The sequence below is a fragment of the Mycobacterium paraffinicum genome (assembly GCF_025822865.1).
GTDB classification, from domain to species: domain Bacteria; phylum Actinomycetota; class Actinomycetes; order Mycobacteriales; family Mycobacteriaceae; genus Mycobacterium; species Mycobacterium paraffinicum.
Window position 1 is genome coordinate 62740 of record NZ_JACKUR010000021.1, and the last position, 26032, is coordinate 88771.

Annotated in this window: 21 protein-coding genes; 13 read left to right on the plus strand and 8 right to left on the minus strand. The window is 67.7% G+C overall.

Going from position 1 to position 26032, the window contains the following annotated elements; all coding sequences use genetic code 11:
* Positions 1–8: 8 nt before the first annotated feature.
* A complete protein-coding gene (locus tag H7J89_RS08920; protein ID WP_264041974.1) occupies positions 9–2234 on the minus strand; it encodes an acyl-CoA dehydrogenase family protein in 2226 nt (741 codons plus the stop codon).
* A gap of 145 nt (positions 2235–2379) precedes the next feature.
* On the opposite strand from H7J89_RS08920, the gene H7J89_RS08925 reads away from it, so the two are divergent.
* On the plus strand, positions 2380–2961 hold the full coding sequence (locus H7J89_RS08925) for a TetR/AcrR family transcriptional regulator (protein WP_264041976.1): 582 nt from the start codon (positions 2380–2382) through the stop codon (positions 2959–2961).
* Here the strand turns inward: H7J89_RS08925 and H7J89_RS08930 are convergent, their stop codons facing one another.
* On the minus strand, positions 2962–3546 hold the full coding sequence (locus tag H7J89_RS08930; protein WP_264041977.1) for a TetR family transcriptional regulator: 585 nt from the start codon (positions 3544–3546) through the stop codon (positions 2962–2964).
* 60 nt (positions 3547–3606) lie between these two features.
* Between H7J89_RS08930 and H7J89_RS08935 the strand changes: the two genes are divergently transcribed.
* The 3 genes from H7J89_RS08935 (at position 3607) to H7J89_RS08945 (ending at position 7040) form a co-directional block, all read left to right on the plus strand.
* Entirely contained in the window at positions 3607–4704 is a 1098-nt protein-coding gene (locus H7J89_RS08935) for a DUF1214 domain-containing protein (RefSeq protein ID WP_264041978.1), read from the plus strand.
* A complete protein-coding gene (locus H7J89_RS08940) occupies positions 4701–5873 on the plus strand; it encodes a sulfotransferase family protein (protein ID WP_264041979.1) in 1173 nt (390 codons plus the stop codon). The genes H7J89_RS08935 and H7J89_RS08940 overlap by 4 nt, the downstream gene beginning before the upstream one ends.
* Positions 5874–5951: 78 nt before the next feature.
* Complete coding sequence (locus H7J89_RS08945; RefSeq protein ID WP_264041981.1) at positions 5952–7040, plus strand: DUF190 domain-containing protein; 1089 nt, start codon at positions 5952–5954, stop codon at positions 7038–7040.
* 1 nt (position 7041) lies between these two features.
* On the opposite strand, the gene H7J89_RS08950 is transcribed toward H7J89_RS08945, so the two are convergent.
* The 3 genes from H7J89_RS08950 to H7J89_RS08960 form a co-directional block, all read right to left on the minus strand.
* Positions 7042–7935, minus strand: coding sequence for a fructose bisphosphate aldolase (locus tag H7J89_RS08950; protein WP_264041983.1), 894 nt, complete (start codon positions 7933–7935; stop codon positions 7042–7044).
* A gap of 115 nt (positions 7936–8050) precedes the next feature.
* Complete coding sequence (locus tag H7J89_RS08955) at positions 8051–8629, minus strand: cytochrome b (protein WP_264041986.1); 579 nt, start codon at positions 8627–8629, stop codon at positions 8051–8053.
* Positions 8626–9750 carry a catalase family peroxidase gene (locus H7J89_RS08960; RefSeq protein WP_372513746.1) on the minus strand — a complete coding sequence of 375 codons (1125 nt, stop codon included), beginning with the start codon at positions 9748–9750 and terminating at the stop codon, positions 8626–8628. The genes H7J89_RS08955 and H7J89_RS08960 overlap by 4 nt, the downstream gene beginning before the upstream one ends.
* A 359-nt stretch (positions 9751–10109) precedes the next feature.
* On the opposite strand from H7J89_RS08960, the gene H7J89_RS08965 reads away from it, so the two are divergent.
* From H7J89_RS08965 to H7J89_RS08995, 7 genes are all read left to right on the plus strand, one after another.
* Positions 10110–10487 (plus strand): STAS domain-containing protein, encoded by a 378-nt coding sequence (locus H7J89_RS08965; RefSeq protein ID WP_264041988.1) that lies wholly within the window; start codon positions 10110–10112, stop codon positions 10485–10487.
* 59 nt (positions 10488–10546) lie between these two features.
* Positions 10547–10987 (plus strand): ATP-binding protein, encoded by a 441-nt coding sequence (locus tag H7J89_RS08970; protein WP_264041990.1) that lies wholly within the window; start codon positions 10547–10549, stop codon positions 10985–10987.
* An 86-nt stretch (positions 10988–11073) separates the two neighbouring features.
* Complete coding sequence (locus tag H7J89_RS08975; protein WP_264041993.1) at positions 11074–11739, plus strand: TetR/AcrR family transcriptional regulator; 666 nt, start codon at positions 11074–11076, stop codon at positions 11737–11739.
* Positions 11740–11805: 66 nt separating this feature from the next.
* On the plus strand, positions 11806–12942 hold the full coding sequence (locus H7J89_RS08980) for a phosphotransferase (protein ID WP_264041995.1): 1137 nt from the start codon (positions 11806–11808) through the stop codon (positions 12940–12942).
* A gap of 116 nt (positions 12943–13058) precedes the next feature.
* Positions 13059–14819: an N-acyl-D-amino-acid deacylase family protein gene (locus H7J89_RS08985; protein WP_264041997.1), complete on the plus strand. Its 1761-nt coding sequence runs from the start codon at positions 13059–13061 to the stop codon at positions 14817–14819.
* A 10-nt stretch (positions 14820–14829) separates the two neighbouring features.
* Positions 14830–16173: an aromatic ring-hydroxylating oxygenase subunit alpha gene (locus H7J89_RS08990; RefSeq protein ID WP_264041999.1), complete on the plus strand. Its 1344-nt coding sequence runs from the start codon at positions 14830–14832 to the stop codon at positions 16171–16173.
* Between the two features lie 149 nt (positions 16174–16322).
* Positions 16323–16604: a hypothetical protein gene (locus H7J89_RS08995; RefSeq protein ID WP_264042001.1), complete on the plus strand. Its 282-nt coding sequence runs from the start codon at positions 16323–16325 to the stop codon at positions 16602–16604.
* A 5-nt stretch (positions 16605–16609) separates the two neighbouring features.
* On the opposite strand, the gene H7J89_RS09000 is transcribed toward H7J89_RS08995, so the two are convergent.
* Together H7J89_RS09000 and H7J89_RS09005 are read right to left on the minus strand one after the other, a co-directional pair.
* Positions 16610–17272, minus strand: a complete 663-nt coding sequence (locus tag H7J89_RS09000) for a response regulator transcription factor (protein WP_264043779.1) — start codon at positions 17270–17272, stop codon at positions 16610–16612.
* A complete protein-coding gene (locus H7J89_RS09005; RefSeq protein ID WP_264042003.1) occupies positions 17272–18489 on the minus strand; it encodes a sensor histidine kinase in 1218 nt (405 codons plus the stop codon). Before H7J89_RS09005 ends, H7J89_RS09000 begins: the two co-directional genes overlap by 1 nt.
* Positions 18490–18623: 134 nt before the next feature.
* On the opposite strand from H7J89_RS09005, the gene H7J89_RS09010 reads away from it, so the two are divergent.
* Entirely contained in the window at positions 18624–19001 is a 378-nt protein-coding gene (locus H7J89_RS09010) for a hypothetical protein (RefSeq protein WP_264042005.1), read from the plus strand.
* Positions 18994–21846 carry an MMPL/RND family transporter gene (locus H7J89_RS09015; RefSeq protein ID WP_264042008.1) on the plus strand — a complete coding sequence of 951 codons (2853 nt, stop codon included), beginning with the start codon at positions 18994–18996 and terminating at the stop codon, positions 21844–21846. The genes H7J89_RS09010 and H7J89_RS09015 overlap by 8 nt, the downstream gene beginning before the upstream one ends.
* On the opposite strand, the gene eccCa is transcribed toward H7J89_RS09015, so the two are convergent.
* A complete protein-coding gene (eccCa, locus tag H7J89_RS09020) occupies positions 21830–26032 on the minus strand; it encodes a type VII secretion protein EccCa (RefSeq protein WP_264042010.1) in 4203 nt (1400 codons plus the stop codon). The genes H7J89_RS09015 and eccCa overlap by 17 nt on opposite strands.

The window sequence follows — 26032 nt, forward strand, 5'->3', positions numbered from 1 at the left end:
GGGCCATCCTACTTTCGGGGGAGCCCGAGGATCATCTGCGCGATGATGTTCAGCTGGATCTCCCTGGTTCCGCCGCCGATCAGCTCGGCGGGCAGGTGCAGGTAGCGCTCCACGATGTCGGGGTCGGCGTCGGCAACCATCGCCGTGCGTCCGGTCAACCCCAGCGTGGCCTCGAATGTCCTGCGCAGCAGCACGTTCATCGCCACCTTCGCGATGCTGGACGCCGGGCCCGACGCCTGGCCGTCGAGCAGCCGGATGGTCTCCCGCACCCCCAGTGCCTTGATCGCGTTGGCGTACGCGTCGAGTTCCCCGAGCGCGCGCAGCGCGTCGTCGCGGTCGGGTCCCGGCTCGGCCGCGAGCCGGCGCAGCGCTGCCGCCCTGTCGAACTTCACGTAACCGCTGATAGCCGAACGCTCTTCGGCCATGGTGGCGATCGCGAGGTTCCATCCGTCGGTGGGGGCGCCCAGCAACATCTCGTCGGGGACGAAGACGTCGTTGAGAAACACCTCGTTGAAGTGCGCCTGTCCGGTGGCCGTTTTGATCGGCTGGATTTCGATGCCGGGCGACCGCATATCGAGGATGAAGTAACCGATGCCGCGGTGCTTGCCGGCTTCGGGATCGGTGCGCGCCAGCAGGGCGCCAAGGTCGGCATACTGCGCCAACGACGTCCAGATCTTGTGGCCGTTGATCCGCCAACCGCCGTCGACCTTGGTCGCCCGGGTGGCCAGCGACGCAAGGTCGGAGCCGGCACCCGGCTCGCTGAACAGCTGACACCAATGGATCTCGCCGCGTTGGGTAGGCGGAATCAGCTTTTCTTGCAGGTCTTTTGGCGCGGCGGCCAGCACCGAGGGCAGGATCCACTCGGCGATGTTCAGCGACGGCCGGACCAACCCGGGTCGCTTGGCGAACTCTTCGTCGATGATGAGCTGTTTGAGGGGACCCGCATCGACGCCCCACGGCGCCGGCCAGTGTGGCGCCATCAGGCCGGCATCGCCCATCAACGTGCGCTGGGGCCCGGAGGCCTGGTCCGGGTAGTCGCCGTGCGGTGCCGGCTGGTCGTTGCGCAATTGCATTGCCGCATCCAGCGTCTCGGCGACCCAGGAACGAAACTCGGATTCCGCATCGCCGAGGTCGACCGACATGTCGCGTTGCTGGGTGCAGGTCAGCTGGCCCAAACGGCGGGCCCAGCGATTGGCCGGGCCGATCGAGGCCGCGAGGCTGATCGCCCGCCGCCAGTAAAGGTGCACATCGTGCTCCCAGGTGAACCCTACGGCGCCGAACATGGTCAACGCGTCGAGGACGAGGTCGGGCACCGGTGAGATCGCGATCACCGCCGCACCGGCGGCGGCCATGCGGTGCTGGTCGATGGGTTCGTCGGCCGCTCGCACGGCGTCCCAGGCCGCCGCGGTGGCCAGCTCGCTGCTGACTAGCAGCATCGCGGCGTTGTGCTGCAACGCCTGGAAGGTACCGATCACCTTGCCGAACTGTTCGCGGATGCGCAGGTGCGCGGTCACCGCTTCGACGCACCACTGCACGATGCCGGCCATCGCGCTGGCCAGCAGGCCCAGCGTGACGCACCGCGCACGCTCGGGATCGATCCCGGTGAGTACCTGAGCGCCGGCCGCGCGGTAGTCGTCGAGCCGCAAGATGCCGGCGTCGGCGACCAGGTCGGTGCCGTTGACGGGCTCCGCTGTCGCCGTGGGGTTTTCGGTGTCGACAGCCACCCAGACCACGTCGTCGCCTTCCGTGCGGGCGGCGACGAGGACCGTTCCCGCCGCGCACACGCCCGCGGTGACCTCGGACGCCCCGGTGATCCGCCATCCCCCATCGTCGGCGCGTGCCCTGAAGTCGCCGTCGTCGGGAAGCACGATGGCCGCGGCGACGCCCGCGGCGAGGTCGCGCAGCAGCGCTTCGGCGGCCGGTGTCGGATCGGCGAGCAAGGCGACGGCCCCCGCGGCGACCGTCGGCAGCAGCGGCCCGGGCAACAGCGCCTTGCCCGCCGCCTCCAGAACGCAGGCCGCGTCGCTCAGCCGGCCGCCCTGGCCGCCCAGGCTTTCGGGTAAGTGCACGGCGTGAAAGCCGTTGCCGACGAGGGCATCCCACCATTCGGGGCGGCACCCGGCCGCGAGGTCGTCGAAGCTGTCACGGGTGGCGGCGATGGGGGCGTGCCGGCCGGCGAACCGCCCGACGGCGTCGCTGAGCTCCTGCTGCTCCGGGCTCAGTCCCAGGGTCACGATGACGGCCGAGAGGTGACTATGGTTGGCCGCACGGACTGATATCCTTCCGGGACTTACAAGACGGACCGTCTCGTCTTGTGGCAGACTACCGGGGGTAGTCAGGCTATGTAAAGCGGGCCACCGCGGCAGTGAGGATCACCATATGCCAAGCGATCTCACCCAGGTGAGCGCGCCGAGGCGGCGCAGCGAGAAGTCGCGCACGGCGATCGTCACCGCCACGCGCGAGCTGCTTCTCGAGCGGGGCTTCGACGGTCTGACCATCGAAGCGGTCGCCGCCCGTGCCGGCGTGGGCAAGCAGACGATCTACCGGTGGTGGCCCAGCCGGCCGGCGCTGGTCGCCGACGTCATGCTCGAGGACGCCGATCAACTGCTGGCGTCGGTATCCCATACCGGCGACCTGACCGCCGACCTGGTTCGCTGGGTGGGCAAGCTGGTGACCAGCCTGACGACCGCCCGCGGCGCCGCGATGTTGCGGACCCTGACCGTCGCCTGCATGGAACACGAGGACACCGCCGTAAGACTGCGCGCCGGCTTCAGCGCGCCGCTGCACGAGAGCGTGCGGGCCCGGCTGCTCGCCGATGGCATCGGCGCCGCCAAGGCCGAATCGGCTGCGGACGCGATCGTCGGCGGTGTGGTGTACCCGATCCTCTCCGGCGCGCAGCCCTACTCGCGGCGACGAGCCGAACGCACCACGCGGCTCATCGTCGAGGCGCTCAAAGGCTGATCAGCTGATCGTGATCGCCGCCAGGCCCTGGCTGACGCGGTCCGGCAGGGAGCCCCCGTGGCTGAGCCAGTCGTCGAGGGCGATCCGCACAGTCGCCATCGCCAGGGCGCCGATCAGGCGGGGCCGGGGATCCTGGGCCGCCGATCGCGACAGCCGAGGCGCAATCAGCTCGGCGATCGCCAGCTCGTAACGCACATAGATGTGCAGTGTCCACGCGTCCAACGTCTCGGAAGACCGTGTCAGGACCGCTAATTCGCGAATCTGGTCCTCGATTTCGGCGAATCCGCCGGCGAGCTCGGAGAAGGCGCCGATGACGGCGTCGGTGGCGCTCGAGCCTTCGGGCTGGGCGGCCAGGGCGGCGGTGATCCGGTTGAGCCAATGGACCGTCATGCCCTCCGCGACGGCGTCCTCCTTGGAGTTGAAGTAGCGGAAGAAGGTCGCCCGCCCGATGTCGGCCTCGTCGGCGATGCGTTCCACCGTTGTGCCCGCCAGGCCGCGGTCGGCGACCAGCTGCGCGGCGGCGGCGGCGATGCGCTGCCGCATGGCCGTTCGCTTGCGTTCGGCCAACGATGTCGTGGCAGCCATTCCCCCACCTTTTCCGCGAATCGACGCCTAAGGCGTAAGACATAGTCTTAGCATGAGACGATGTCTCACGATCCCGATTCGTCCGATCAGGCGGCCCCGAAGGCGCGCGCCGCGTGGCAGTTCGTCCAGCAGATGCTTGCGGACATCACCAAGGTCGTGAGCGAAGACGCCGAATCCGAGCGGGAACTGCTCGAAGGCCTGCGGCTGATCGCCCGCGTCTCGTCCCTGTGCGCGCAGATGTCCGTCGAGGCGGACGCCGAGCGGCCCTCCTTCTTCGATATGTGTTCGGACAACCGCATGGTCGGCGGTCCGAATCCCGACGGCAACTACTACCTGGCGATGATTCGTGGGGACCGGAGCTACCGGATCACCGGATCGCGGGGCACCAGCGCCTACCTCGGGCTGCAGATCCTGGCCGGGACGGGACTCACGCCGCGCCGCATGGCGGCGTACGTCAGCGACGTCGACTTAGCCTTGGACTCAGGAGAATTCGCGCTCGTGCTGTCGGCGGACGAACCGTCCGACCTCGCCGGCGCGCAATGGGTGAAGATTCCCGAGGACGCCTCGTCGGTGGTGGTCCGGGAGTACATCGGTGACCGGGCGCGCGAAGAGCTGGCCACGGTGCGGATCGAGGCGTTGGACCCCGTCCCGCCGGCGCCGCTGACAGACGGCGAGCTCGCCGACCAGTTCACCGCGATGGCGTGGTCACTGATGAAGCTCGCGACGTTGCACCGCACCATCAAGCCGGAACTGCTCGACATGCCGAACACGCTGCTGACCGCCGAGGCCGCCAACCTCGGCGCCGCCGACACCACCCCGGACAACCTGTACATGATCGGGACCTACCGGCTCGAACCGAACGAGGCCCTGGTCCTCGACATCGCTCCCCCCGACACCCGCTATTGGAACGTCACGCTGGAAAGCATCTGGCACGAGTGCCTGGAACCGCGCGCCCGGCACAGCTCGGTGACCAACCGCGGCGCCTCACCCGATGCGGACGGCCGGGTGCGAATCGCGATCTCCGCGAAGGACTTCGGAGTCGGCCACTGGCTCGCCACCGGTGGCCGGCATCGCGGTTTCGTCGTCCTGCGCTGGCTGGACAACCCCAGCCCTCCCGACGTAGCAGTGGCGGTGCGCCGATGTGAGGAGCCGGTATGACACTGAAGGACCGATTCGCCCCCGAGCGGCTGATAGCCACCGCCTGCGAGGAAGCCGGAAGCGATGACTTCGGCGCCGAGGGGTGGCGGCCGGGCCTGCACCGCCTCACCGACGGGCTGATCAACGAGGCGCGGCTGTCGGACATCGGCGTGGAGATCGCCCACCTTGACATCATGCGGGCCCTCAAGAATCGCCTGGGCGTGACCGCCTGGCGCAAGCAGAATCCGGAGATCGCGACGAAACCGGTTGCGGCGCCGATATTCATCGTCGGTCAGCCCCGTACCGGAACCACCATCCTTTACGACCTGCTCGCCCAGGACCCTGCGCTGCGCGCCCCATTGACCTGGGAGGTCGACGAGCCCTGCCCGGTTCCGCAGCCGGAGACCTATCACGACGATCCGCGCATAGCTCAGGCGCAGGCCGCCATCGACATGTCCGAGCAGATCATGCCGGGCTTTCTGGCGTTTCATCCGATGGGCGCCCTCGTCGGTCAGGAGTGCGTGCGCATCACGGCCGCAGAGTTCGTCAGCATGATCTTTTCGGTGCAGTACCGCCTACCGAGTTACTACCGTTGGCTGCTCTACGAGGCGGACCACGCAGGCGCGTACCGCTTTCACCGAATCTTTCTGCAGCACTTGCAATCCGGTGTTCCCGGGCAGTGGTTGCTGAAGTCCCCGGCGCATTTGTGGCAGCTCGACACGCTGCTGGCCGAGTACCCCGACGCGTTGATCGTGCAGACCCATCGCGACCCGCTCAACGTCATCTCGTCGATCGCCGCGCTGACCCACCACCTGCGCCGGATGTGCAGCGACGGGTCCAGCATCGCCGAGTGCGCGGCGCAGTCCTACGAGGAGATCGTCGTCGGGCTGGAGCGCGAGATGGCCCTGCGCGACAGCGGGGCGGTGCCGGCAGACCGCGTGATCGATGTGCAGTACGCCGACTTCATCAACGACCCGTGGACCACGATCAAGGACATCTATCAGCGGCTCGATCGCGAGCTGCGCCCCGATGCCGAGCAAAAGATGCGTGACTTCCTTGCCGCCCACCCCGGTGACGGCGGGCGTGGCCGCTACACCTGGTCGGACACCGGTCTCGAGGCCGGCGAGGTGCGCGAGCGGGCGCGGGCCTACCAGGACCGCTACGCGGTGCCGACCGAAAACCTACGGTGAGCCGGACAGCGTCGAACACCGTTGCGACGCTTGGGGTCTCCAACCGAGTAGGATCGCCGCAAAGTGACGGGAGCGGCGATGGACGAAGACTGTCTGAAGCTCACCACCTACCTGGCCGAGCGTCGGCGGACCGACCAAGGCTTCGTGTCCGATGTGCTGCTCGATCTCTATGCCCGGCATCGCATCGCCTGTGGCGTGGTGCTGCGCGGCATCGGCGGCTTCGGTTCCGGGCGCCACCTGAGGACCGACGAGTCGCTGACGTTGTCCGAGGACCCGCCCGTCGCGATCATCGCCGTCGACACCAGGGCGAAGATCGAGGCTTTGCTCGACCCGGTGCTCGCCGTCAAGCAGCGGGGCCTGGTCACCTTGGAGCGGGCGCGGCTGCTGCGCGACGACGGGTCACTCGCGGAGCCGCTGCAGCTCCCCGACGAATTGCGCGAAGCCGTCAAGCTGACCGTCTACGTCGGCCGCAAGGAACGTGTCAACGGCGCACCCGCCTACGTCGCCATCTGCGATGTGCTGCATCGGCGCCGGATAGCCGGCGCGTCGGTGCTGCTGGGGGTCGACGGCGTCACCCACGGACAGCGGCACCGTGCGCGATTCTTCGGCCGTAACGCCAACGTGCCGATGATGATCGTCGCCGTCGGATCCGGGGAACGGATCGCGGCGGTGCTGCCGGAGCTGACGGGGTTGCTCCGGCAACCCATGGTCACGCTGGAGCGGGTCCGCGTGTGCAAACGCGACGGCGAATTCCTGGAACGGCCGCACGCCCTCCCGGGGGTCGACGAACGCGGTCTGCCGCTGTTCCAGAAGTTGACGATCTACACGTCCGAGTCGGCTCTATACGACGGGGTGCCGATTCACCGCGCGATCCTGCGGCGGCTTCGTCAACGCGAAGCGCCCGACGGCGCGACGGTGGTGCGCGGCATCTGGGGCTACCACGGCGACCATGAACCGCACGGTGACAGGTTCCTGTCGCTGCGCCGGCGCGTCCCCGTGGTGACGATCGTCGTCGACACCCCGGCCAACGTCGCCGAATCCTTTGACGTGATCGACGAATTGACCCGCGACGACGGGCTGGTGACGAGCGAGATGGTGCCCGCGGTGGTATCGGACGAACGTGACGCCGGGGACGGCCCGCCTCGGATGGCCGACCACCGCTACTAGGTCAGCCGGCGACCGACGCGTCGTAGATCGACTGGATCGCCTTATCGAGCGTGGCGTTGAACTGCTCGTCGGTTTGGTCGGCGGTGAGCCCCTCGGTCAGCGCGCGGCTGAAGCTGGCGATCAGGCCGTGGTTCTTCGCCAGCAGGTCGTTGGCCTCTTCGCGCGAGTAGCCGCCGGAGAGGGCGACCACTCGCATCACCTTCGGGTGCTCGATCAGGGGGAGGTAGAAGTTGGCCTCGGTCGGCAGGCTCAGCTTGAGCATGACGCGCTGCCCGTCGGGCACGTTCTCGAGTTGCTTGGTGATCTCGTCGCGCAGGATGGCCTCGGCCTCGGCCTTGTCCGCGATCGAGATGGTGACCTCGGGCTCGATGATGGGCACCAGGCCGTGCGAGAGCACCTGGTGGGCGAGCTCGAACTGCTGGGCGACCACGGCGGCGATACCCTTGGCGTTGGCGCCGCCGATCACCGAGCGTTCCTTGGTACCGAAGACGCCCTTGCTCACGGCGCGCTCCAGGAGCTCGTCCAGTCCCGGGATCGGCTTCATCAGTTGCACGTCGTCGGACGCCTCGGCCAGGCCCTTGTCGATCTTGAGGATGGGCACCACGCCCTTGGTCTCCCACAGATAGGTGGTCGACGGGGTGCCCTCGATCTCGCGGTCCATGGTCTGCTCGAACAGGATCGCGGCCAGGACGCGGTCGCCGGTGAACACCGGGGAGGTGATGATCCGCGAACGCATCTGGTGGATGAGGTCGAACATCTCCTCTTCCGAGGAATACGCGTCGTCTTGGATGCCGTAGAGGCGCAGCGCCTTGGGCGTCGAGCCGCCGCTCTGGTCGAGCGCCGCGATGAACCCCTTCCCCGACGTCATCCGCTCCGCTTGCTTCTCGTTCGGCATGGAAGTTCTCCACTCCTTCGTGGTCGGCGGGTGGTCACGGCGCCTGCGGTGCCCAACCCCCTGCGCTAATCGTGCCGATCATATTCGGCCGATCGGAGCCCGGGGAGGCAGGTCGCTACAGCTCGGCTTGGTCTGCTCGCGCGGCGGCGGGTCTGGCGCGCCACAGCGCCATGCGATCGAGGAGCCCGTCGCGCAGCACGAGCGTGTGAAAGAGCACCGCGCACATGTGGGCGGTGAACGTCAGAAAAAGCAGCAACGCGAAGGCGCCGTGGCACTCGCGCAGCACCGCGAACATGTCGATGCGGTGCGGCGCGATGCCGGGCAGGCGCAGCGGCCCCACCAGCGTGACCGGAAACCGCGCCGCCGAGAGCATGGCCCACCCGGTGAGGGGCTGCACCAGCAGCAGGGCGTAGAGCAGGTATTCCGACCACGTCGCGATGCGCCGTTCGGCGCGGCTCATCGTGGACAGAAACGGTGGCGGCCGGTGCCTGAGCCGATTCGCCAGCCGCACCACGGCGAACGTCAGGATCAGCACACCCAGCGGCCGATGGATGGCCAGCAGCAGCGGGTAGCAGCTCAGTGCCGCGACCATGGTGACGCCGATGAGCAGTTGGGCGATGACCATCGGCGCCATCAGCCAGTGCAGCAGGCGGGACGGGAGCGCGAACCGGGCCGTGGCGTTGGCGTCGCTCACCGGAGCACCCGGGAAACGTCGACTGCGCTGGGCGTCTTTGGTTCCTCCGCGCGGCGGGTGAACGAGCGGGCATAGACGGCCGATCTCGCGGCGAGCAGCGGGTCGTCGGAGGCGGTGATGCCGTCCGGCAGGACCAGCGGGTCGAAGTTGATGTCGCGGGCGTTGCCGGGCGCCTCGGTCTGCACCGCCGTGACGGTGACGGTGCCGGCGTCAATGGTGCGGCGCGATCGCGGCCAGGGTTTCGTGGCGTCGTGGGTCGGATCGTCCGGCTCCCCGACCGTGAGCACCAGCCGCCAATTGAGTGCTCGCTGCGCGAGCGCGCGGATGAGGTCGTCGAAAAGGTAGTCCTTGCCGTCCGGTGCCGCCGGTGCGACCGCCGCTTCCTGCGGAACGGCGGCCCAGCGCACCGGAACGGTTGCCCCGGCGCCGTTGGTGAACCGAAACGCGTTCAGGCCGTAGAACGTGCTGTCGGCGAACCCCGAGCTGGGCGGGGCCTGCTTGATGACCTTCATCGCCGCGGCCGTCTCGGGGTGACGGTCGAGGAAGACGGCCATCTTCTCGGGGTCGGCCTTGCCCGTGCCCGGCACCGGTTTGGAAGCGATCAGCCGGTCGTAGAAGCCCTGCGGCGTGCTGTCCGGGAAGACGGGGATGTTGACCATCGCGGTGCGCCATTGCTGGCCGTCGGGGCCCTGGAAAAGCAAACCCAGTCCGCGCACCGTGGTGGGCGCGTCCGCCTGGTCCGGGAGGCCACCCGAGAGGGAGAACCGGCCGATCACCGTCACCTTCCCCGCCCGGAAGACGGCGGCGCGGCAGATCGCCGCCCCTGCCCCGGTGCTCGTAAATGTTCCGACGGCGCTGAGCCCCTTGGCGTGATTCCGGCGAAAGCCGTCGTGGCGTCCGTAGACGTGTTCGAAGCGGTCGGCGAACCGGGGCGGTGTCAGGGCACCTGGTCGCAGCCAGCCGCCCGCGTAGGCGAAGCCACCGACATCGACCGCGGCGATGCCGGCCACCGCTCCCATGCCCAGCAATGCGCGCCGTCGTGTCACTGCGTCGGTACCGGCGCCGGTGGGCTCGACATCGGCCCGCGGGTCGTCCTGCTCGCTACCATCACCGGGCTCCACGCCGACCGTCCTTCCGCGTTTGTGCAGGCCAGGAGGCCCGGGTGGGACACGAATTCGGTAGAGGCAATTCACGCATGGGCCAATGCCAAGCGCAACTTCTGGAGGGGGCGGCGCACACACTCACAGGACGTCGCGCCGGGGCCATTCGTTCACTCGTTTTGGGTGTGGTTCGCCGCGTGTCATACCATCGAATGAACAACTTGCGGCTGCATCTGTAGCTGGAGCGCAGATCGACGGAGTGTCTCTCCTCCGAAGGGCAAGCGCTTTCCGTGGGGTTGAACAAGCAGCCCCCGGTGTTGGCAGTGGCTGTTTGAAGAGCTAACGGTGTCCCACCAGGGACCGAATGTGAGTGATAGACCATGGGCGAACTAACTGGCGATCCAATCGATCCGACCGCTTTCTCAGTAGGAAAACAGCAGGTAGACGAGGCGGTCGTGTTGACCGTCTCGGGTGAAGTGGACATGCTCAGCTCGCCGCATCTGTCCGAGGCCATCCAGACCGCGATGGCGACCAAACCCGCCGCGCTGATCGTTGACCTGTCGAAAGTGGACTTCTTGGCGTCAGCCGGAATGACCGTCCTGGTGACGGCGCAGGCGGAGACCCAGCCGCCGACAAAATTCGCTGTCGTCGCCAACGGCTCGGCGACGAGCAGACCGATCAAGCTGATGGGAATCGACAGCGTGCTCGCGCTCTACAGCTCGCTTGACGACGCACTGAGCGGCATTGCTGGTGGGTGAACCTCGAGATGGGGGCACAACTGGGAACGATGGGGCGCTCTGATCCTCAACCGCATGACGTGTCGAACATCGATGATCGATTCCGCTTCGCGCGGAACCGCGTCGCCGCCGACCCGCGTAGCGCTGCTCGGGCCCGAGCCGAATTCGGGGTCTGGCTCGAAACGCATTTCAGTCTCAGTTCCGACCGGTTCAGCGACGTCCTGCTGGCGGTAAACGAAGCCATCGCCAACGCCGCGGAATTCGCCTATTGCGAGACCTCCCAGCGCGGGACGCTGGACGTGAGCGCCGCCTACGACCGGCAGACCGACACCTTGTCCGTCACCGTCGACGATCGCGGCCGTTGGCGTCAGCGAATGCCGGCCCAGTACCAGCAGCAACTCCGCGGACGCGGCATTCCGTTGATGGAGACCCTCGCCGACGAGGTGACCATCGACCGCGCCCCGCGCGGCACCCGCGTCACCTTGACCTGGACCGATCTGACACAACGCCCGGGCACTTGAACCCGCGGTACCCTGCGTGCGTCCGATGTGCTTGGTTCGCAATGGAATTCGTTGTCATGGGGAACTGACCCCGTAACATCTGCGCCATGGAACCGAGTCGCCGGTGGGGCGACGACCGCGCGATCCTCGACGACGAGGAGGCCCGCAGCCGCATCCTGGACGCCGCGGGCCGCTGCATCGCGCATCGCGGCAACACCCAGTTCCGGATGGGTGAAGTGGCCGACGAGGCAGGGGTGTCACGTTCCACGGTCTACCGGTATTTCCCCGGCCGCGACGACGTCCTGCTGGGCCTGATCCTGAAGCGGGTCGACCACGCGCTCGGCGAATTGGTCCGGTCGCTGGCCGCCCCCGACGATCCGGTGCGGTCGGTGCCCGAGATGGTGCTGGCCCGCGTCGAGTCGGTGGACGGCGATCCTCTCAACGAGGCGCTGTTCGCGGCCGAGAGCACCGCCGTGGCGACGGCCCTCGAGAAGGGTTCGGAGCCCATCGTGGAGACGCTGTTGCGGCACTACCAACCGCTGCTGGATCGGTGGAAATCGGCCGGGCGTCTTTACGCCGATCTCGACCCGCGGTCGGTCGTGCAATGGCTGCACGCGACGACGCTGTTTCTCCTGGCGCCCTCTTGGCGGTACCGCCCGGCCGCCGACAAACGCGAGTTCGTCGAGCAATTCGTGGTGCGGGCCCTGGTACCCGGAGATCAGACAATAACAACGTATTGTCTGATATCGCCGCCTTCGAGTATTTTGGACTGACCCCGTGCCGCGACGTCCGAACGGCTCGCGTGCGGGTGATACGTCCGCACCAAGAAACGAACAAATATGAATAACCCTGTGGAGCGGGCCATTTCGGCCGTCGGTCTGGCCGCTCACCTGGGCCTCGGCGTGGGCCGGGTAGCCGCCGACGCAGTGGTCGGCGGCCGGGTGGGGTTGCCGCGGCGGGTGCGGGACATCGATGCGGCAGTGCTCTCCAAGGTGATGGGCACCGCCGTCAGAACCGTCCGCGTCCTGGACAGCGACGCGGGGACGTCGTCGCGGGCTCGGCTGGTGCTGACCGGAAAGAATGTCCCCGACTCGGTGTTCGTCAAGCTCGCGGCGGAGACGGCGGCCACCCGGTTGATGGGTGAGTTGGGCCGGCTCGGGCACACCGAGGTGCGGTTCTACCGGCAGCTTGCGCCGCAGGTCGTCGGCGCCCCGTATGCCTTCGGCGCGGCATTCGACCCGTGGACGGGGCGCTACCTGCTGGTGCTGGAGGATCTTCCCGCCGAGTCGTGCGAATTCCCCGACACCCTGCACCCGCTTTCGCCCGAGCAGGCCGGCCTGATCGTCGAGCTGCTCGCCGACCTGCACGCGACCTTCTGGAACCGCCTCCCCCGCGACGGGCGCGGCCCCCTGGGCTGGCTCTACACGCCGTCCGGCGACGTCACTTCCGTGCTGACCGGCTCGCTGATGCACGCCTCGATCAAGCGCCTTGCCGAGCGCACCGAGATCCCCGTCGAAAGCGGCCGCTTCATCGCCGACAACTATCGGGCCGTCGCCGCCCTCATCGACACTCCCCCACACACCGTCATGCACGGCGATGCGCACCCCGGCAACATGTATTTCCACGGCGGCAAGGCCGGACTGCTGGACTGGCAGGCGGTGCGGCGTGGGCATCCGTCGCGGGAACTCGCCTACACGCTGATCACCAGCCTCACGCCCGAAGACCGCCGGGCGACCCAGCGCGAACTGCTCGACGACTACCGCCGCTCGCTCGCCGCGGCCGGTGGACCCGAACTGGATCGCGACGAACTCTGGCTGCGCTTCCGCCAGGCCGCGCTGTACGCATACGTGGCGCCGCTGATCACCGCGGGCATGGGCGGCATGCAGGTCGAAGACATCGCCATGGAAGGGCTGCGGCGCGGTGTCGAGGCGCTCGACGATCTGGAAACGGTCGCGGCGCTGCAGAGTTCGCTTTAAGACAAGCAAGTTTCGCCGAACCTATTGCGATGGCCGCGGCAAGAGTTACGCTACTTCCCGTAGCGTAATGCTGCGGGTTTTTTGCGCCTTCAGCCCATGGCGGCAAGGAGAGTCTCATGTTCGATCTGAAGATCGTTGGTGGCACCGTCGTCGACGGCACCGGCGCGGAGCGCTATCGCGCCGACGTCGGCATCAAGGACGGCAAGATCGTCGACGTCGTCCGCCGCGGGGCCGATGGCCCCGAGATGGGCGGTGCGGCCGCCGAAACCATCGATGCCACCGGCCGGGTGGTGGCACCCGGCTTCGTCGACATCCACACCCACTACGACGGCCAGGTGAGTTGGGACAGCTTGCTCGAGCCGTCCAGCGGCCATGGCGTCACCACGCTCGTGACCGGAAACTGCGGCGTCGGCTTCGCCCCGGTGCGGCCCGGCACCGAGAAGTGGCTGATCGAGCTGATGGAAGGCGTGGAGGACATCCCCGGCACCGCGCTCACCGAGGGCATCACTTGGGGCTGGGAAACCTATCCCGAATACCTGGACGCGATCGGCAAGCACAAGTTCGCCGTCGACGTTGGCAGCCAGGTCGCCCACGGCGCCATCCGCGCCTACGCGATGGGCGAGCGGGGTGCGCGCAACGAGCCGGCCACCCCGGAGGACATCGAGGCCATGGGCCGGCTGGTTCGGGAAGCGATCGAGGCCGGCGCGCTCGGATTTTCCACCTCCCGCACGATGGGGCACCGTGCCATGGACGGCGAACCGGTCCCCGGCACCTACGCCGCCGAGGATGAACTGTTCGGCCTCGGGCGGGCCATGGCCGCCGGCGGCCAGGCGGTGTTCGAGCTGGCGCCGCAGGGATCGGCGGGCGAGGACATCGTCGCCCCCAAGAAGGAACTGGACTGGATGCGGCGGTTGAGCGGCGAGATCGACCGGTCGGTGTCGTTCGCCCTCATCCAGGTGGACGCCGATCCGAACCTGTGGCGCGAAATGCTCGACCTCTCCGCCGACGCGCACGCCGCGGGCAGCCGGTTGTACCCGCAAGTCGCGGCCCGCCCGTTCGGCATGATGATCGGATTCCAGGGCCACCACGGCTTCAGCCACCGGCCCACCTACCGCCGACTGCAGGCCGAATGCGGCCGCGAGGAACTCGCGCGGCGCCTGGCCGATCCCGCGGTGAAGGCCGCGATCCTGTCCGAGGACGACCTGCCCGCCGACCCGACCCTGTTGTTCGACGGGATGTTCGCTTTGGTGCAGCACTCCCTGCATCGCCTCTACTCACTCGGTAACCCGCCGGACTACGAGCCCACCCCGGACCGCACCGTCGCGGCCATCGCCAAGGCCCGCGGCGAGGACCCGCTGTCCACCCTCTACGACCTCATGCTCGAGTCGGACGCGACCGCCATGTTGATGCTCCCCTTGTTCAACTACGCCGACGGCAACTGCGATGCGATCCGGGAGATGCTGCTGCACCCGGCCGGCGTGCTCGGGCTCTCCGACGGCGGCGCCCACTGCGGGATGATCTGCGACGCTTCGTATCCCACGTTCTTGCTCACGCACTGGGCGCGCGACCGGCGCCGCGGCGAGAAGCTGTCGCTGGAGTACGTGATCCGCAAGCAGGCCCGCGACACCGCCCACCTGTTCGGCCTCACCGATCGCGGCACCATCGAGCCGGGGAAGAAGGCCGACATCAACGTCATCGACATGGACGCCCTGACGCTGCATCCCGCCGCGATGGCCTTCGACCTGCCCGCCGGCGGGAACCGGATCCTGCAGGGGGCGAGCGGCTACGCGGCCACCATCGTCAGCGGGACCGTCACCCGGCGCGACGACGTCGACACCGGCGCCCGTCCCGGACGTTTGGTACGCGGAGCGCGTTAAGGCTCCCCACATGAACGCGCCCGCCGGCAACCCGACCCGCACCCGAGACGAGGACGCGATCGGCACCCCGCCGGAAAGCCCGACCCTGGTGCCGGCGCAGCGGTATTACTCCCCCGCGTTCGCCGCACTCGAGGTCGAGCGGATGTGGCCGAAGGTCTGGCAGTTGGCGTGCATGGTCGACCACGTCGCCGAGCCGGGCGACTATTTCGAATACCGCTGCGGCCCATACGGTGTGTTGATTGTGCGCGGTGACGACGGGGTGCTGCGCGCCTTCCAGAACGCCTGTCGTCACCGCGGCAACTCCGTGTGCGTGGGTTCGGGCTCGGGGCTGCGGGAGCTCAAGTGCGGCTATCACGGGTGGACCTGGGACCTGGGCGGCACGCTCAAGCGGGTGCCCAACCGCAAGGGCTTCGGGTCGCTGAAGATGTCTGACTTCCCGCTGGTGCCGGTGCGGGTGGACACCTGGGAGGAACTCGTCTTCGTCAATTCGGACCTTGACGCGATGCCGCTGCTCGAGTACCTGGAGGCGGTGCCCGACGACATCGCCTGGTGCCGGTTGAGCGACTTCCGGTGCTATGCCACGCTGACCGTCGAGGTCGACGCGAACTGGAAGACGATCGCCGACGGTTACAGCGAGACTTACCACATTCAGACGCTGCACCCGGAATTGCTGCGCTGCGTCGACGACATTCATGCGCCACAACAGATCTGGGGTCACACCGGAAAATCCGACCAGCCCTACGGCGTGCAGAGCCCACGCTTCGACGGCGCGCTGAGCGACGAAGAAGTCTGGGACGCTTACGCTTACACGCAGGGCGCGCTCATGGGAGCCGCCGAGGGCACGCCGTTCCCCGAGCACCAATCGGGTGAGACGGTTCAGGATCTGATCGCCGCACACACCCGGGCGTATGCCGCGACCCGCGGCGTGGACCTCGACTGGGCCGACACGGACCGGATCACCCGCCTGCACCAGTACAACGTCTTCCCCAACATGACGCTGCTGGCCAACGCCGATCATCTGACGGTCATGTGCTCACGCCCCGGCCCCGATCCCGACAGGGGCGAGCTGGTCATGTTCCTGATGACGCGGATGCCGCCGGGCGCCGCGCGCGCCAAGCCGACCGATGTCCGGGTAACCGCCGGCGAGGCCGAGCCCGGCGTGGTGCTCACCCAGGACATTCAGGTGCTCGCGGGCCTGCAGCGCGGCATGCATCAGCCAGGTTTCACCCATCTGGTGCTGTCCAGCGAGGAACGGCGCGTGATCAACATGCATCGCAACCTGGAGCGTTATCTGGATCTACCCCAGTCTGAGCGAATGAGCGGCGGCCCGCCGAGTCAACCGTCGCCAACATAAATTCGTGTAGACACGCCGTAATCGGCCCGATGCGATTTAGAATCCGTTTCGTGATGACCCCGTCAAACCCGTGGGGGGACGACCGAGGGCAACTCGCGCATCAGCTACAGATGCGATATCAACCACTCGCGCGAAGACGCGCGCGGCGAATGTGCCAGAACTTCGAGCGCGTCGGCGTCCGAACCGCGCCCGACCGCGTGCGGGAGATGCTGGCGGGTGCGCCCCTTGCGGCTCATGAAGCGATGGACATCAATTTCGCGCTGATCGCCCTACGGTTCGAGCGTGAAACGCGCGCCGCGCGGTACAAGCGGCTGAAGCGGCAGGGCGCCCGCTCGTTGATGTTCGCCGGTTTGGTCCTGGTGGTGTTGAACTTCCTGATGTGCATGGCCTACGGCCTGCTGAACCTGGCCGATCAGGGCGCGCCCCTGTAGGCCCCTCAGCGCGGGACGACGATGCCGTTGTCGTACGCGTAGACGATCGCCGCGGCGCGGTCGCGCAGGTCGAGTTTTCCGAAGATCCGGCCGATATGGCTTTTGACCGTGACGCCGGAGATGCAGAGTTGGTCGGCGATCTCGGCGTTGGAAAGGCCGCGGCCTATCAATGTGAGGACGTCGAGCTCGCGAGTGGTCAACTCCCCGATCGCGGTGCCACGCGGACCCGGGGCGGCTCTGCGATAGGTGGTCAGCACGCGCGCGGTGACCGCGGGATCCAGGTAGCTGTCGCCCCGGGCGACCGCGCGCACGGCGCGGATCAGTTCCTCGGCGGACGAGTCCTTGAGCACAAAGCCGGCCGCCCCTGCGCGCAGCGCCTCGGACAGCAGCTCGTCCTCGTTGAACGTGGTCAGCGCCAGCACCGGGGGTGCGCCCCCGAGCCTGCGAGTCGCCTCGATGCCGTCGACTCGGCGCATGCGCAGATCCATCACCACCACGTCGGGTCGGTGTTCGGCCACCGCCGCCGGCACCTCGTCACCGTCGGAGCATTCCGCCACGATGACGAAACCGTCCTTGCGCCGCAAGATCCGGCGCAGCCCCGAGCGCACCAGCTCCTGATCGTCGACGAGCAGGACGGTGATCTCGGGAGTCTCTGGAGTGTGTGGGATCACGCCTTGCACCACCACGGGCGCCAGCCGGCATCACCTTCGTGCAGCGGTATGTCGGCGCGCACCGACCATCCGTCGTGGGTCGGGCCGGCATCGATGGCCCCGCCCAGCAGCTCGACACGCTGGCGCATGCCGCGCAACCCGCGCCCCTCGGCGGAATGCGGGGCGGCGATCGCCACCGGCAACCGGTTGTCGACGGTGAGCCTCGCCGAGGCTACCGAGATATTCAGCGCCACCGTCGATTTCGAATCCGGTGCGTGTTTGGCGATGTTCGTCAGGGATTCCTGGGTGATGCGGTACAGCGCGAGGCCGACCGCCGCCGAGACGCGTTCGGTGGCGCCGTCGATTTCCAGCACGACGTCCAGGCCGGCACGCTGAAAATCCGCGACGAGGACGCCGACGTCGTCGATGCCGGGTTCGGGCGTGGTCTGCGCGGATTTCGTCGGCGAGCTGTCCAGCAGTCCGACGGTGCGCCGGATGTCGGCCATGGCCTGTCGGCCCAGGCGTTCGGCCTGTTCGAGCGCCTCGACCGCGTCGTCCACGTCGCGATCCTGCTGCAGCGCGCGCCGCGCACCGGTCACATGCAACAGGGTGATGCTGAGCGAATGGGCGATCACGTCGTGCACCTCGCGGGCGATGCGCCGCCTCTCATCGGCGGCGGCGTGTTCGGCCAGCATCTTCTGCGCCTCGATCTGTTGCGCCAGCAGCAGCCGTTGAGTGCGCATCACGTAACCGAGCAGCCACCCCGCCCCCACGAACGCCAAGTACAGCCCCACCGCGTCCAGGCGGTGCAGGCCGGAGGCGGCCAATAGCAGCGCTGCCGCCGACGCGGCGGCCAGGAGTCCGACCGCGATGGAGCTCAACGTGGCGATTGACAACACGAGCAGCACCAGCAGCGCCGGGGCGAAATCGGCGTGAATGGGTGTCGACGTGCCGAACAGCATCATGGCGGTGGCCGTCATCCACGTCGCCCACATCAACAGCGGGCTGAGCTTCGTGTTCAGAAAGAAGAACACCAGCGTCGGTGCGATCGACACCGCGAACGCGGCCAGCCCGACGGGCAGGTCCGCGGTGGGGCGCTGCAGGATCGCGATCACCGCGCCACCGACATGGCTGACATCGACGGCGACGAACGACGCCCAGGTGAGGCCGACGGGAATCAGCTCGCCTCGCCGGCGAAGCTGTTCGCGCACATATCTCGTTGCGGCACGCAACATCGTCCAATCGTAGAAGGGCGCGTTACCTGCGCACATCATGCCGTGGGCGGCGATCGGCTCCGCCCATGGTAGGAGGCAAAGACTGCACTTCGGCACGACGCGCAGCCGGCGACCGATTTCCTAGCGTTTCAGTCATGACATGGACACTGCTGCACGACCGGATGGCCTTCATGGCCGAAGTCATCAAGGCCGCGGCCGATCCCGAGGCGGCACTTGCGTTGGTCGCCAACTCATCCGAGCTAGCCCGGCTGTTCGGTGACGAGGAGGGGCTGCTGCTTTCGCTGGGACAGCGCTGGATCACCATGCTGGTGGCCAAGCTGGATCAGGCGGCGCATGAGGGGGTGGCGGCCGAACAGGTACGGGCCGATCTCGAGGCCGCCGAACCCGGCCTGCACGCGCTGATACGCGCCGGCTCCCGCAGGTCGCTGCGGGTGCGCTCGCTGACCCGCGGCGAGTACGTCGCCGTGGGCCTGTTCGGCGGACCGACCGGCGATCGGCAGACCGTTGCATGACGGACGGGGATTGCTGAGCCGGCTCACCGGCCGCTACGCGGTTCTGATCGTCGGCCTGTGGGTCCTGGCGGCTGCCGCCGCCAACCTGGCGTTCCCACAACTGGAGCGGGTCGTCGACTCGCACGCCAGGTCATTCATGCCAACGGACGCGCCGAGCGCGGTCGCCGCCTCGAGGGCCGCCCAGCTGTTCGATCAGACACCGAGCAACAACTTCGTTTACGTTGTCCTAGAACGCAATCAGGAGCTGACTCCTCGCGACCGTCAGTTCTACGACGCGATGACGACGGCACTGGGCTCCGATCACCGTCACGTGTACGCGGTGACCGACCTGTGGTCGCAGCCCGCCGCCGGCGCGCAGAGTTCGGACGGGCGGGCCGTCAGCGTGATGGTGCGGCTGGCCGGAATGCTCGGCACCGCACAGGCGCGTGATTCGGTGAACGCTGTCCGCGCCACCGTCTCCAAGCTCTCACCGCCGGCCGGGCTGGAAGTCCATGTCACCGGGCCGGGCGCCACGATCGTCGACGAGTTCTCCGCGATCGATCGCCAGATGCTCGGAATCACCGCCGCCACGATCGGTCTCATTTTGCTGTTGCTACTTGCGGTATACCGATCGCCGATCGCGGCCGCGATTCCGCTGGTCTCGGTCGGGCTCGCTCTGGCGCTGGCCCGCGCCGTCGTCGCCGCGCTCGGCCAGTCCAATGTGGTTGAAGTTTCGCTCTTTTCGGTGGCGCTGATGGCGGCCATGACCCTGGGTGCGGGCACCGACTACGCGATCTTCCTGGTCGGCCGCTACCACGAAGGCCGCCGCCGCGGCGTCGCGCCGGCCCGGGCGTTGACGGAGGCCTACCGTTCCATCGCGCCCGTGGTGATCGGGTCGGCGTTGACCGTGTCGGTGGCACTGGCCTGCCTGGTGTTCGCCCAGGTGGGCTCGTTCCGGAGCGCCGGGTTGCCCTGCGCCATCGGCATTCTCGCCACCATGGTCGCGGCGCTGACCTTGACGCCCGCACTCATGAGCCTGGCCATCCGCCGGGGATATCTCGAACCGCGCCCGTCGAAGACGGCGCGGCGCTGGCGGCGCGTGGGGACGGCGGTGGCGCGCTGGCCCGGGCCGATCCTGGTCACCGCGGGCGGGATGACCCTGCTGGTCGCGCTACCGCTGACCGGCATGCGCGTCGGCTTCAACGAACCCGCCGCCACGCCCTCTGCAACCGACTCCAACCGCGGCTACGTCAGCGCGGACCGGCATTTCGCGGCCAACTCCCTGTTGCCCGATGTTGTCGCGATCCAAGCCGACCACGACCTGCGCAACCCGGCCGGCCTGATCGCCATCGAGCGAATCACCAGGCACATCATGGCCGTACCGGGGGTGCGCGCGGTGCAATCCGCCAGCCGCCCAGACGGCAAGGTGCCCGAGCAGGCGACGTTGAGCTATCAGGCCGGCGTGCTCGGCCGCCAGTTCGGCGACTCCATGGATGCGCTGAGCCAGCGCCTCAAGCGGGTCTCCGAGCTGGACAGCGCGCTGGCGCGGACCCAGGTCGCGGTGGACGGGCTGGGTAACGGGTTGCGCGGTGGCGGTGCGGGATTGGCGGAGGTGTCCGGTGCCGCCGACGACATGCGCGCCGGCATGGACGGGCTGCAGCGCAACGTCACGACCGTGTCGGGTTACCTCGACCCGCTGCGGGACTTCGTCGGGCGGACGCCCGACTGCGCCGCCAATCCGATCTGCTCCACGCTGAACCGCGTGCTCGAGCCGGTCGACAGCCTGGTCCAGACGTCATCGCGCCTCGATGCCGGCACCGCGAAACTGACCAGCGGCTCCAGCACGGCCGCCACCGCGATGGCCAGTCTGCCGCAGAGCGTGAGCTCGATGAAAGACGCCTTGGGGCAAGCCCGTTCGGCTACCCACGACCTACTGGACCTGACCGACACGCTCGGACCCCAGATGCGTCAGCTGACCGACTACCTGAACGAGATAGCCACGCAATTTCAGGGCAGTGGTGCGGCGGACTTCTATATGCCGCAACGGGCATTGACCGATCCGCGGTACACCACCGCGTTGAGCCACTTGATCTCCGAGAACGGCCGCGCCGCTTACCTGCTGGTCTACGGCGACGGCTCGGAGTGGGGCAGCGACGGAGCCAAGCGGGCGGACCAGGTGCGCGCCGCCATCAAGGAGGCCACCAAGGAAGGCACCTTGACGCCGGTGGAGGTCGACCTCGCCGGCGTCGGCCCGGTGACGTCCGATCTGCAGCGCTTCGTCGCCGGTGACACCAAGCTGCTCGTGGGCGCCGCGTTGGTGCTCATCTTTCTGATCGTCACGGCGATGCTGCGCAGCCCGGTCGCGGGCCTGGTCGTCGTAGGGACCGTCGTCACTTCGTACGCGTCGGCTATCGGTGCCAGCGTGCTGATTTGGCAGCACCTACTGCACCAGAATCTGCACTGGGCCGTCGCCCCGATCGCGTTCATCGCCCTGATCGCCGTCGGCGCGGACTACAACCTGTTGCTGGCGTTGCGCATCAAAGAGGAAGCGGCAGCGGGCCTGAAGACCGGCATCATTCGCGCCTTCGGCGGCACCGGCGGTGTGGTCACCGTTGCCGGCATCGTCTTCGGGCTCACCATGCTGGCATTGCTGAGCAGCAGCGTGCTCAGCATCGCCCAGATCGGCACCACGATCGCCGTCGGGCTGTTGCTGGACACCCTGGTCGTGCGGGCGTTCATCGTGCCGTCCATCGTGGCGCTGTTGGGCCGCTGGTTCTGGTGGCCGCGCTCGCTCCCCCGTCGGCCCGGCGGAGCCGTCAAACTCTCTGAGCAGCAAACGGTTCCGGTCGCTACTGCTGTTGGATGACCGTCGACGGCATCCCGACCAGCACGCCTTCGACGTCGCCGTCGGCACTCAACAGCAGGCCTCGTCCGGGCGGGAGCGCCTGGGCGCGGACCAAGCGGTTGATCCGGTTTTGCGGGTCGTTGTCCATGTAGAGCTGCGCCACCTTCGCCGAGTTCTGGAACCGCATCCACGGATCCATCTGCAGCGTCGCCCAGTTCGCGCTGTTGCGGGTGGTGAACACGTGCAGGCCGATCTGCCGGGCCCGTTCCATCAGCTTCCACAACGCCGCCCCCACCGGAGGTTTGGGCGGGTAGCTCTGATCCGGGCGCAGGTCCTGGACATCGTCGATCAGGACGAAATGCCTGGCGCCTTCCCACGGCTTGAGCGCGCGCAGCTCCTCCTGGCTCAAGCCCTTCGGAGGCAGTCGGGGCAGCAGGATTTGTTGTGCGAGTTGGGTGATCACCTCGTCGATCTCGTCTTGGTCATAGGCGTACGCGCGCACGTAGCCGGGCCCACTCAGATCCCGCAGGCCCTGCGCGGCCGTTTTCGGGTCGATGAGGGTCAGCTGCGCTTCCTCGGGGCCGAAGCGGTTCATGATCGCCTCACCGATGGACACGAGCGACAGCGTCTTGCCGCAACCCTGGCGGCCCAGAATCATCAAGCCCGGGCTCTCGCGGAGCTTGAGCGGGACCGGGCCAAGTTCGTGGCGCTCACCGATGGCGAACGCGATCGACAGGTCGTCACCGCTGCGATGCGCGGCGTCGTACTCCAGGATCGCGCGCAACTCGACGCGCTGCGGAAGCCGCTGCAAGGTCGCATGTTTGGTCACACCCGCGACGTCGGCGATCTGCGCGCCGACATCGATGATGCTCACCAGCGCGCCGGTGGATGGATCGGCGAGCGCCGGGACACCGACTCGCAACTCGTGCAGGCTGTCGGTCAGACCAAAGCCCGGGCGGTTCAGCGTCCGCCGGGCGGCGTCGCGCGACTCCAGCGACGAGTGCCCCATCTGGCTTTCGCTCGGGTCGGCGAGGCGCAATTGGATTCGCGCCGTGGCGTTTTGCAACAGGCTCTGTCGCTGCCCGTGGATCCAGCCGCCGGCGCTGCACATCACGTGGACCCCATACTCGGGACCGCGGCTGCTCAACGAGATGATTCGATCGCCCAGGACGGTGTCTTTCGAATACACGTCGTCGTAGTCGTCCACCACCACGAACACATCGCCGAAGGGGTCGGTGGGGTCGGTACCGCCAAGCCCGTCACTGCCCGGCGCGAACCGGCGCTCACGGAAGCCGTCGAGGTCGATCTTCAGCCGCCGGAACGAATCCTCGCGCGCGTCGATCAACGCGTCCATGCTGCTCAAGATCCGCTCGATGCCCTCGGCGTCCTTCGGCGACACGATGTCGGTGACGTGCGGCAGCGACGCCACCTGGGCCAGGGTCGCGCCGCCGATGCAGAAGAACGTCACCCGCGCCGGGCTGTACATCGTTGCGGCGGAACACATCAGCGTCATCAGCGTGGTCGTCTTGCCGCGTTGCTTGGCGCCTACCACGATGACGTTGCTGCGCAGCGCATCGACGGCGTGCACGATCTGCTTCGACTCCTCGGGGATGTCCATGACGCCCACCGGGAACATCAGGCCCGCGTTCTGGCCGTAGTCGACATGCCACGGCTTACCGCGGTAGGCCGACACCAGGACGTCGACGGGCTCGGGGTCCTCCAGCGGCTCCAGCCACGGCCGGCGCGGCGACCGGTGCGGGACGTCGTGCAACGACTCGCGCAGGACGTCGACGATCTTCTTCCGCTTGAACCCGTCATCGTGGTAAAGGAATTCGTCCGGTTCGGTGTCCGCGGCGGCAGCCGCTTCCAGGGCCGCGGCGTCGGTTTCCTCCAGCGGCTGAAACTGCCAGTTGTACAGCCGCGGCTTGGTCAGCGTCATGTCGACGGTGGTCGCGACCTCCTTGCCCTTGGGCACTACGAAGGGGGCCGACAGGTAGAAACAGCGGAACGGTTCGAGGTCGCGCGGCCCCACCTTCAGCAGGGCGAAGCCGTTCTCTTTCGACGGCAGGTGGTAGGCGGCGTCCGATCCGATCACCTCGCGGCTGTCGTCGCCGGACTCTGCGCGCAAGGCGATCCGGAACGCGATGTTGGACTTCACCTTCTGCAGCGACGACAGGTCCAGCCGCTGCCCGCCCAACATGAAGAAGACGTTGGCGCCACGGCCTTCTTGGCCGATGTGGATGATCAGATTGATCCACTTCTCGTGATTGGCAAAGAGTTCCAGATACTCGTCGACGATGACGAGCAGGACCGGCACCGGCGGCAGGTCCCGTCCGGCCAACCGGATCTCTTCGTAGTCATTGGCATCGCGGGCGCCCACCGAGGTGAACAGCTCGTAGCGTTGCTTGATCTCGCCGTCGATGACACGGCGCATCCGTTCGGCCAGGTGCCGCTCGTCCTTGCCGAGGTTCGACAGGGCGGCCACCACGTGCGGCAGGCCCAGGATGTCCTGGGCCGCCGATTCGAACTTCATGTCGACAAAGATGACGTTGAACGTCTCCGGCGAGTGCGTCAGCGCGATGCCGTAGACCAACGACAGGAAGAACTCCGACTTTCCCGAGCCGCTCGTCCCGATCACCACGGAGTGAAATCCGAAGCCGCCGAAGTCTTTCGCGCGGATGATGACGTTCTGCAGCTCGCCGGTGGGTTTCGCGCCGACGGGGATTTCACACCATCTCTCGTCACCGCGGCCACGCCGCTCGGCCCACAGCCGGTCGACGTCCAATTGGCGGGGATCGACGATGCCCAGCGCCCGCAGCAACTCGGTCGCACCGCCGGTCGAATCGGCGATTTCGCTACGCGTGGTCGGCGACCACCGCGCCATCGCCCGTGCATACCGGTAGGCACGGTGGATCGACAGCTGGTCGGCGTGGGCGAAGAACTTGTCGCGCACCCGCAACAGGGGCGCCGGGCGGCCGTCCTCGCCGTCCGCGTCAAAGCCGTTCCGGCCGAATTTGACTTCGCCGTTTACCGGTGTGCTGTGCCGCTCGCCCATCTCGAAGACCTGGTCCTGCGCGAAGCCCACACCGGTGCCGATTCGGGACGCGATGCGCAGCAAGGTGATTCCCGCCTTGCCGACCTGCCCGACCACGCTCTCCCACGCGTCGGGGCTGCCGGTGTTGTCGTCGACGATCACCAGGTGCGGACCCAGATCCACTGTGTCGCCGCCGGTTTCGAGCGCCGATCCCATCGCGGTCGGGCTGGCCGCCGCCGGGGGCGTCCACGCGCCACGCTTTCCCTTCATGTGCAGTTCGGCGCCGAGGGTCTCCTCCAGCTCCTCGGGCGTGGTGAACACCAGGCGGCGCCAGCCGCAGGCGTCGAACAACTCGTCGTGCAGATTGTGCGGTAGCCACACCATCCACGACCACACCTCGGGACTGCGGGTGACCACCATCAATTTGAGGTCGCGCGGGTTGTGGAACACCGCCAGCGAGCACAGCACCGAGCGCATCAGCGAGCGCAGCCGGTCCAGGTCGTCGCCGACAAAGCTGAAGCCCGGCGCCGACCGCAGGTTGACCACCTTGGCGATGTCGCGAATCTTGCGCTGCTCCAAGATGAAATCCCGCAGTGCCTGTCCGGTGACGGGTTCGAGCTCCTCATCGGAGGCGATGTCGGGCCACGTGACCGACAACACCGAGTCGGGTGCGTGCTGCACCCCGGTGCCCACCCGCACCTCCAGGAAGTCCACGTCGCCGCGGCCGCGTTCCCACATCCGCGGCCCACCGATGATGGCCCCGAGCCCACGCGGATCGGAGTGCAACGCGTTCTGCCATTCCCGCTGCGCGCACACCGCGGACTGGATCTCGTCGCGGTTCGTGTCGAGGTCGCGCAGGTAGCGGCGGCGGCCCTTTTCCATTTCGCCCCAGGTGATCTTGCGCGCACGCCCGAAGCGGCCGGAAAACGCCAGCATGCTGAACGCGCCGATGCCCATCAGAGGGAAGAACCCGGTGGAGAGACTTCGGACCCCGGACACGTAGAGCATGACAATGGTGCCGATGAGCGCCACGATCAGCGCCGGCACCCCGATCATCACCCAGATGTTGCGTGGCTCGCGCTCCGGCAAGGCGATCGGCGCATTCGGTGCTACCCGAACGGGTTTCGGCGGCTCGATCTTGACTCGGTTGATGGGAAACGCTTTCTTGGACAT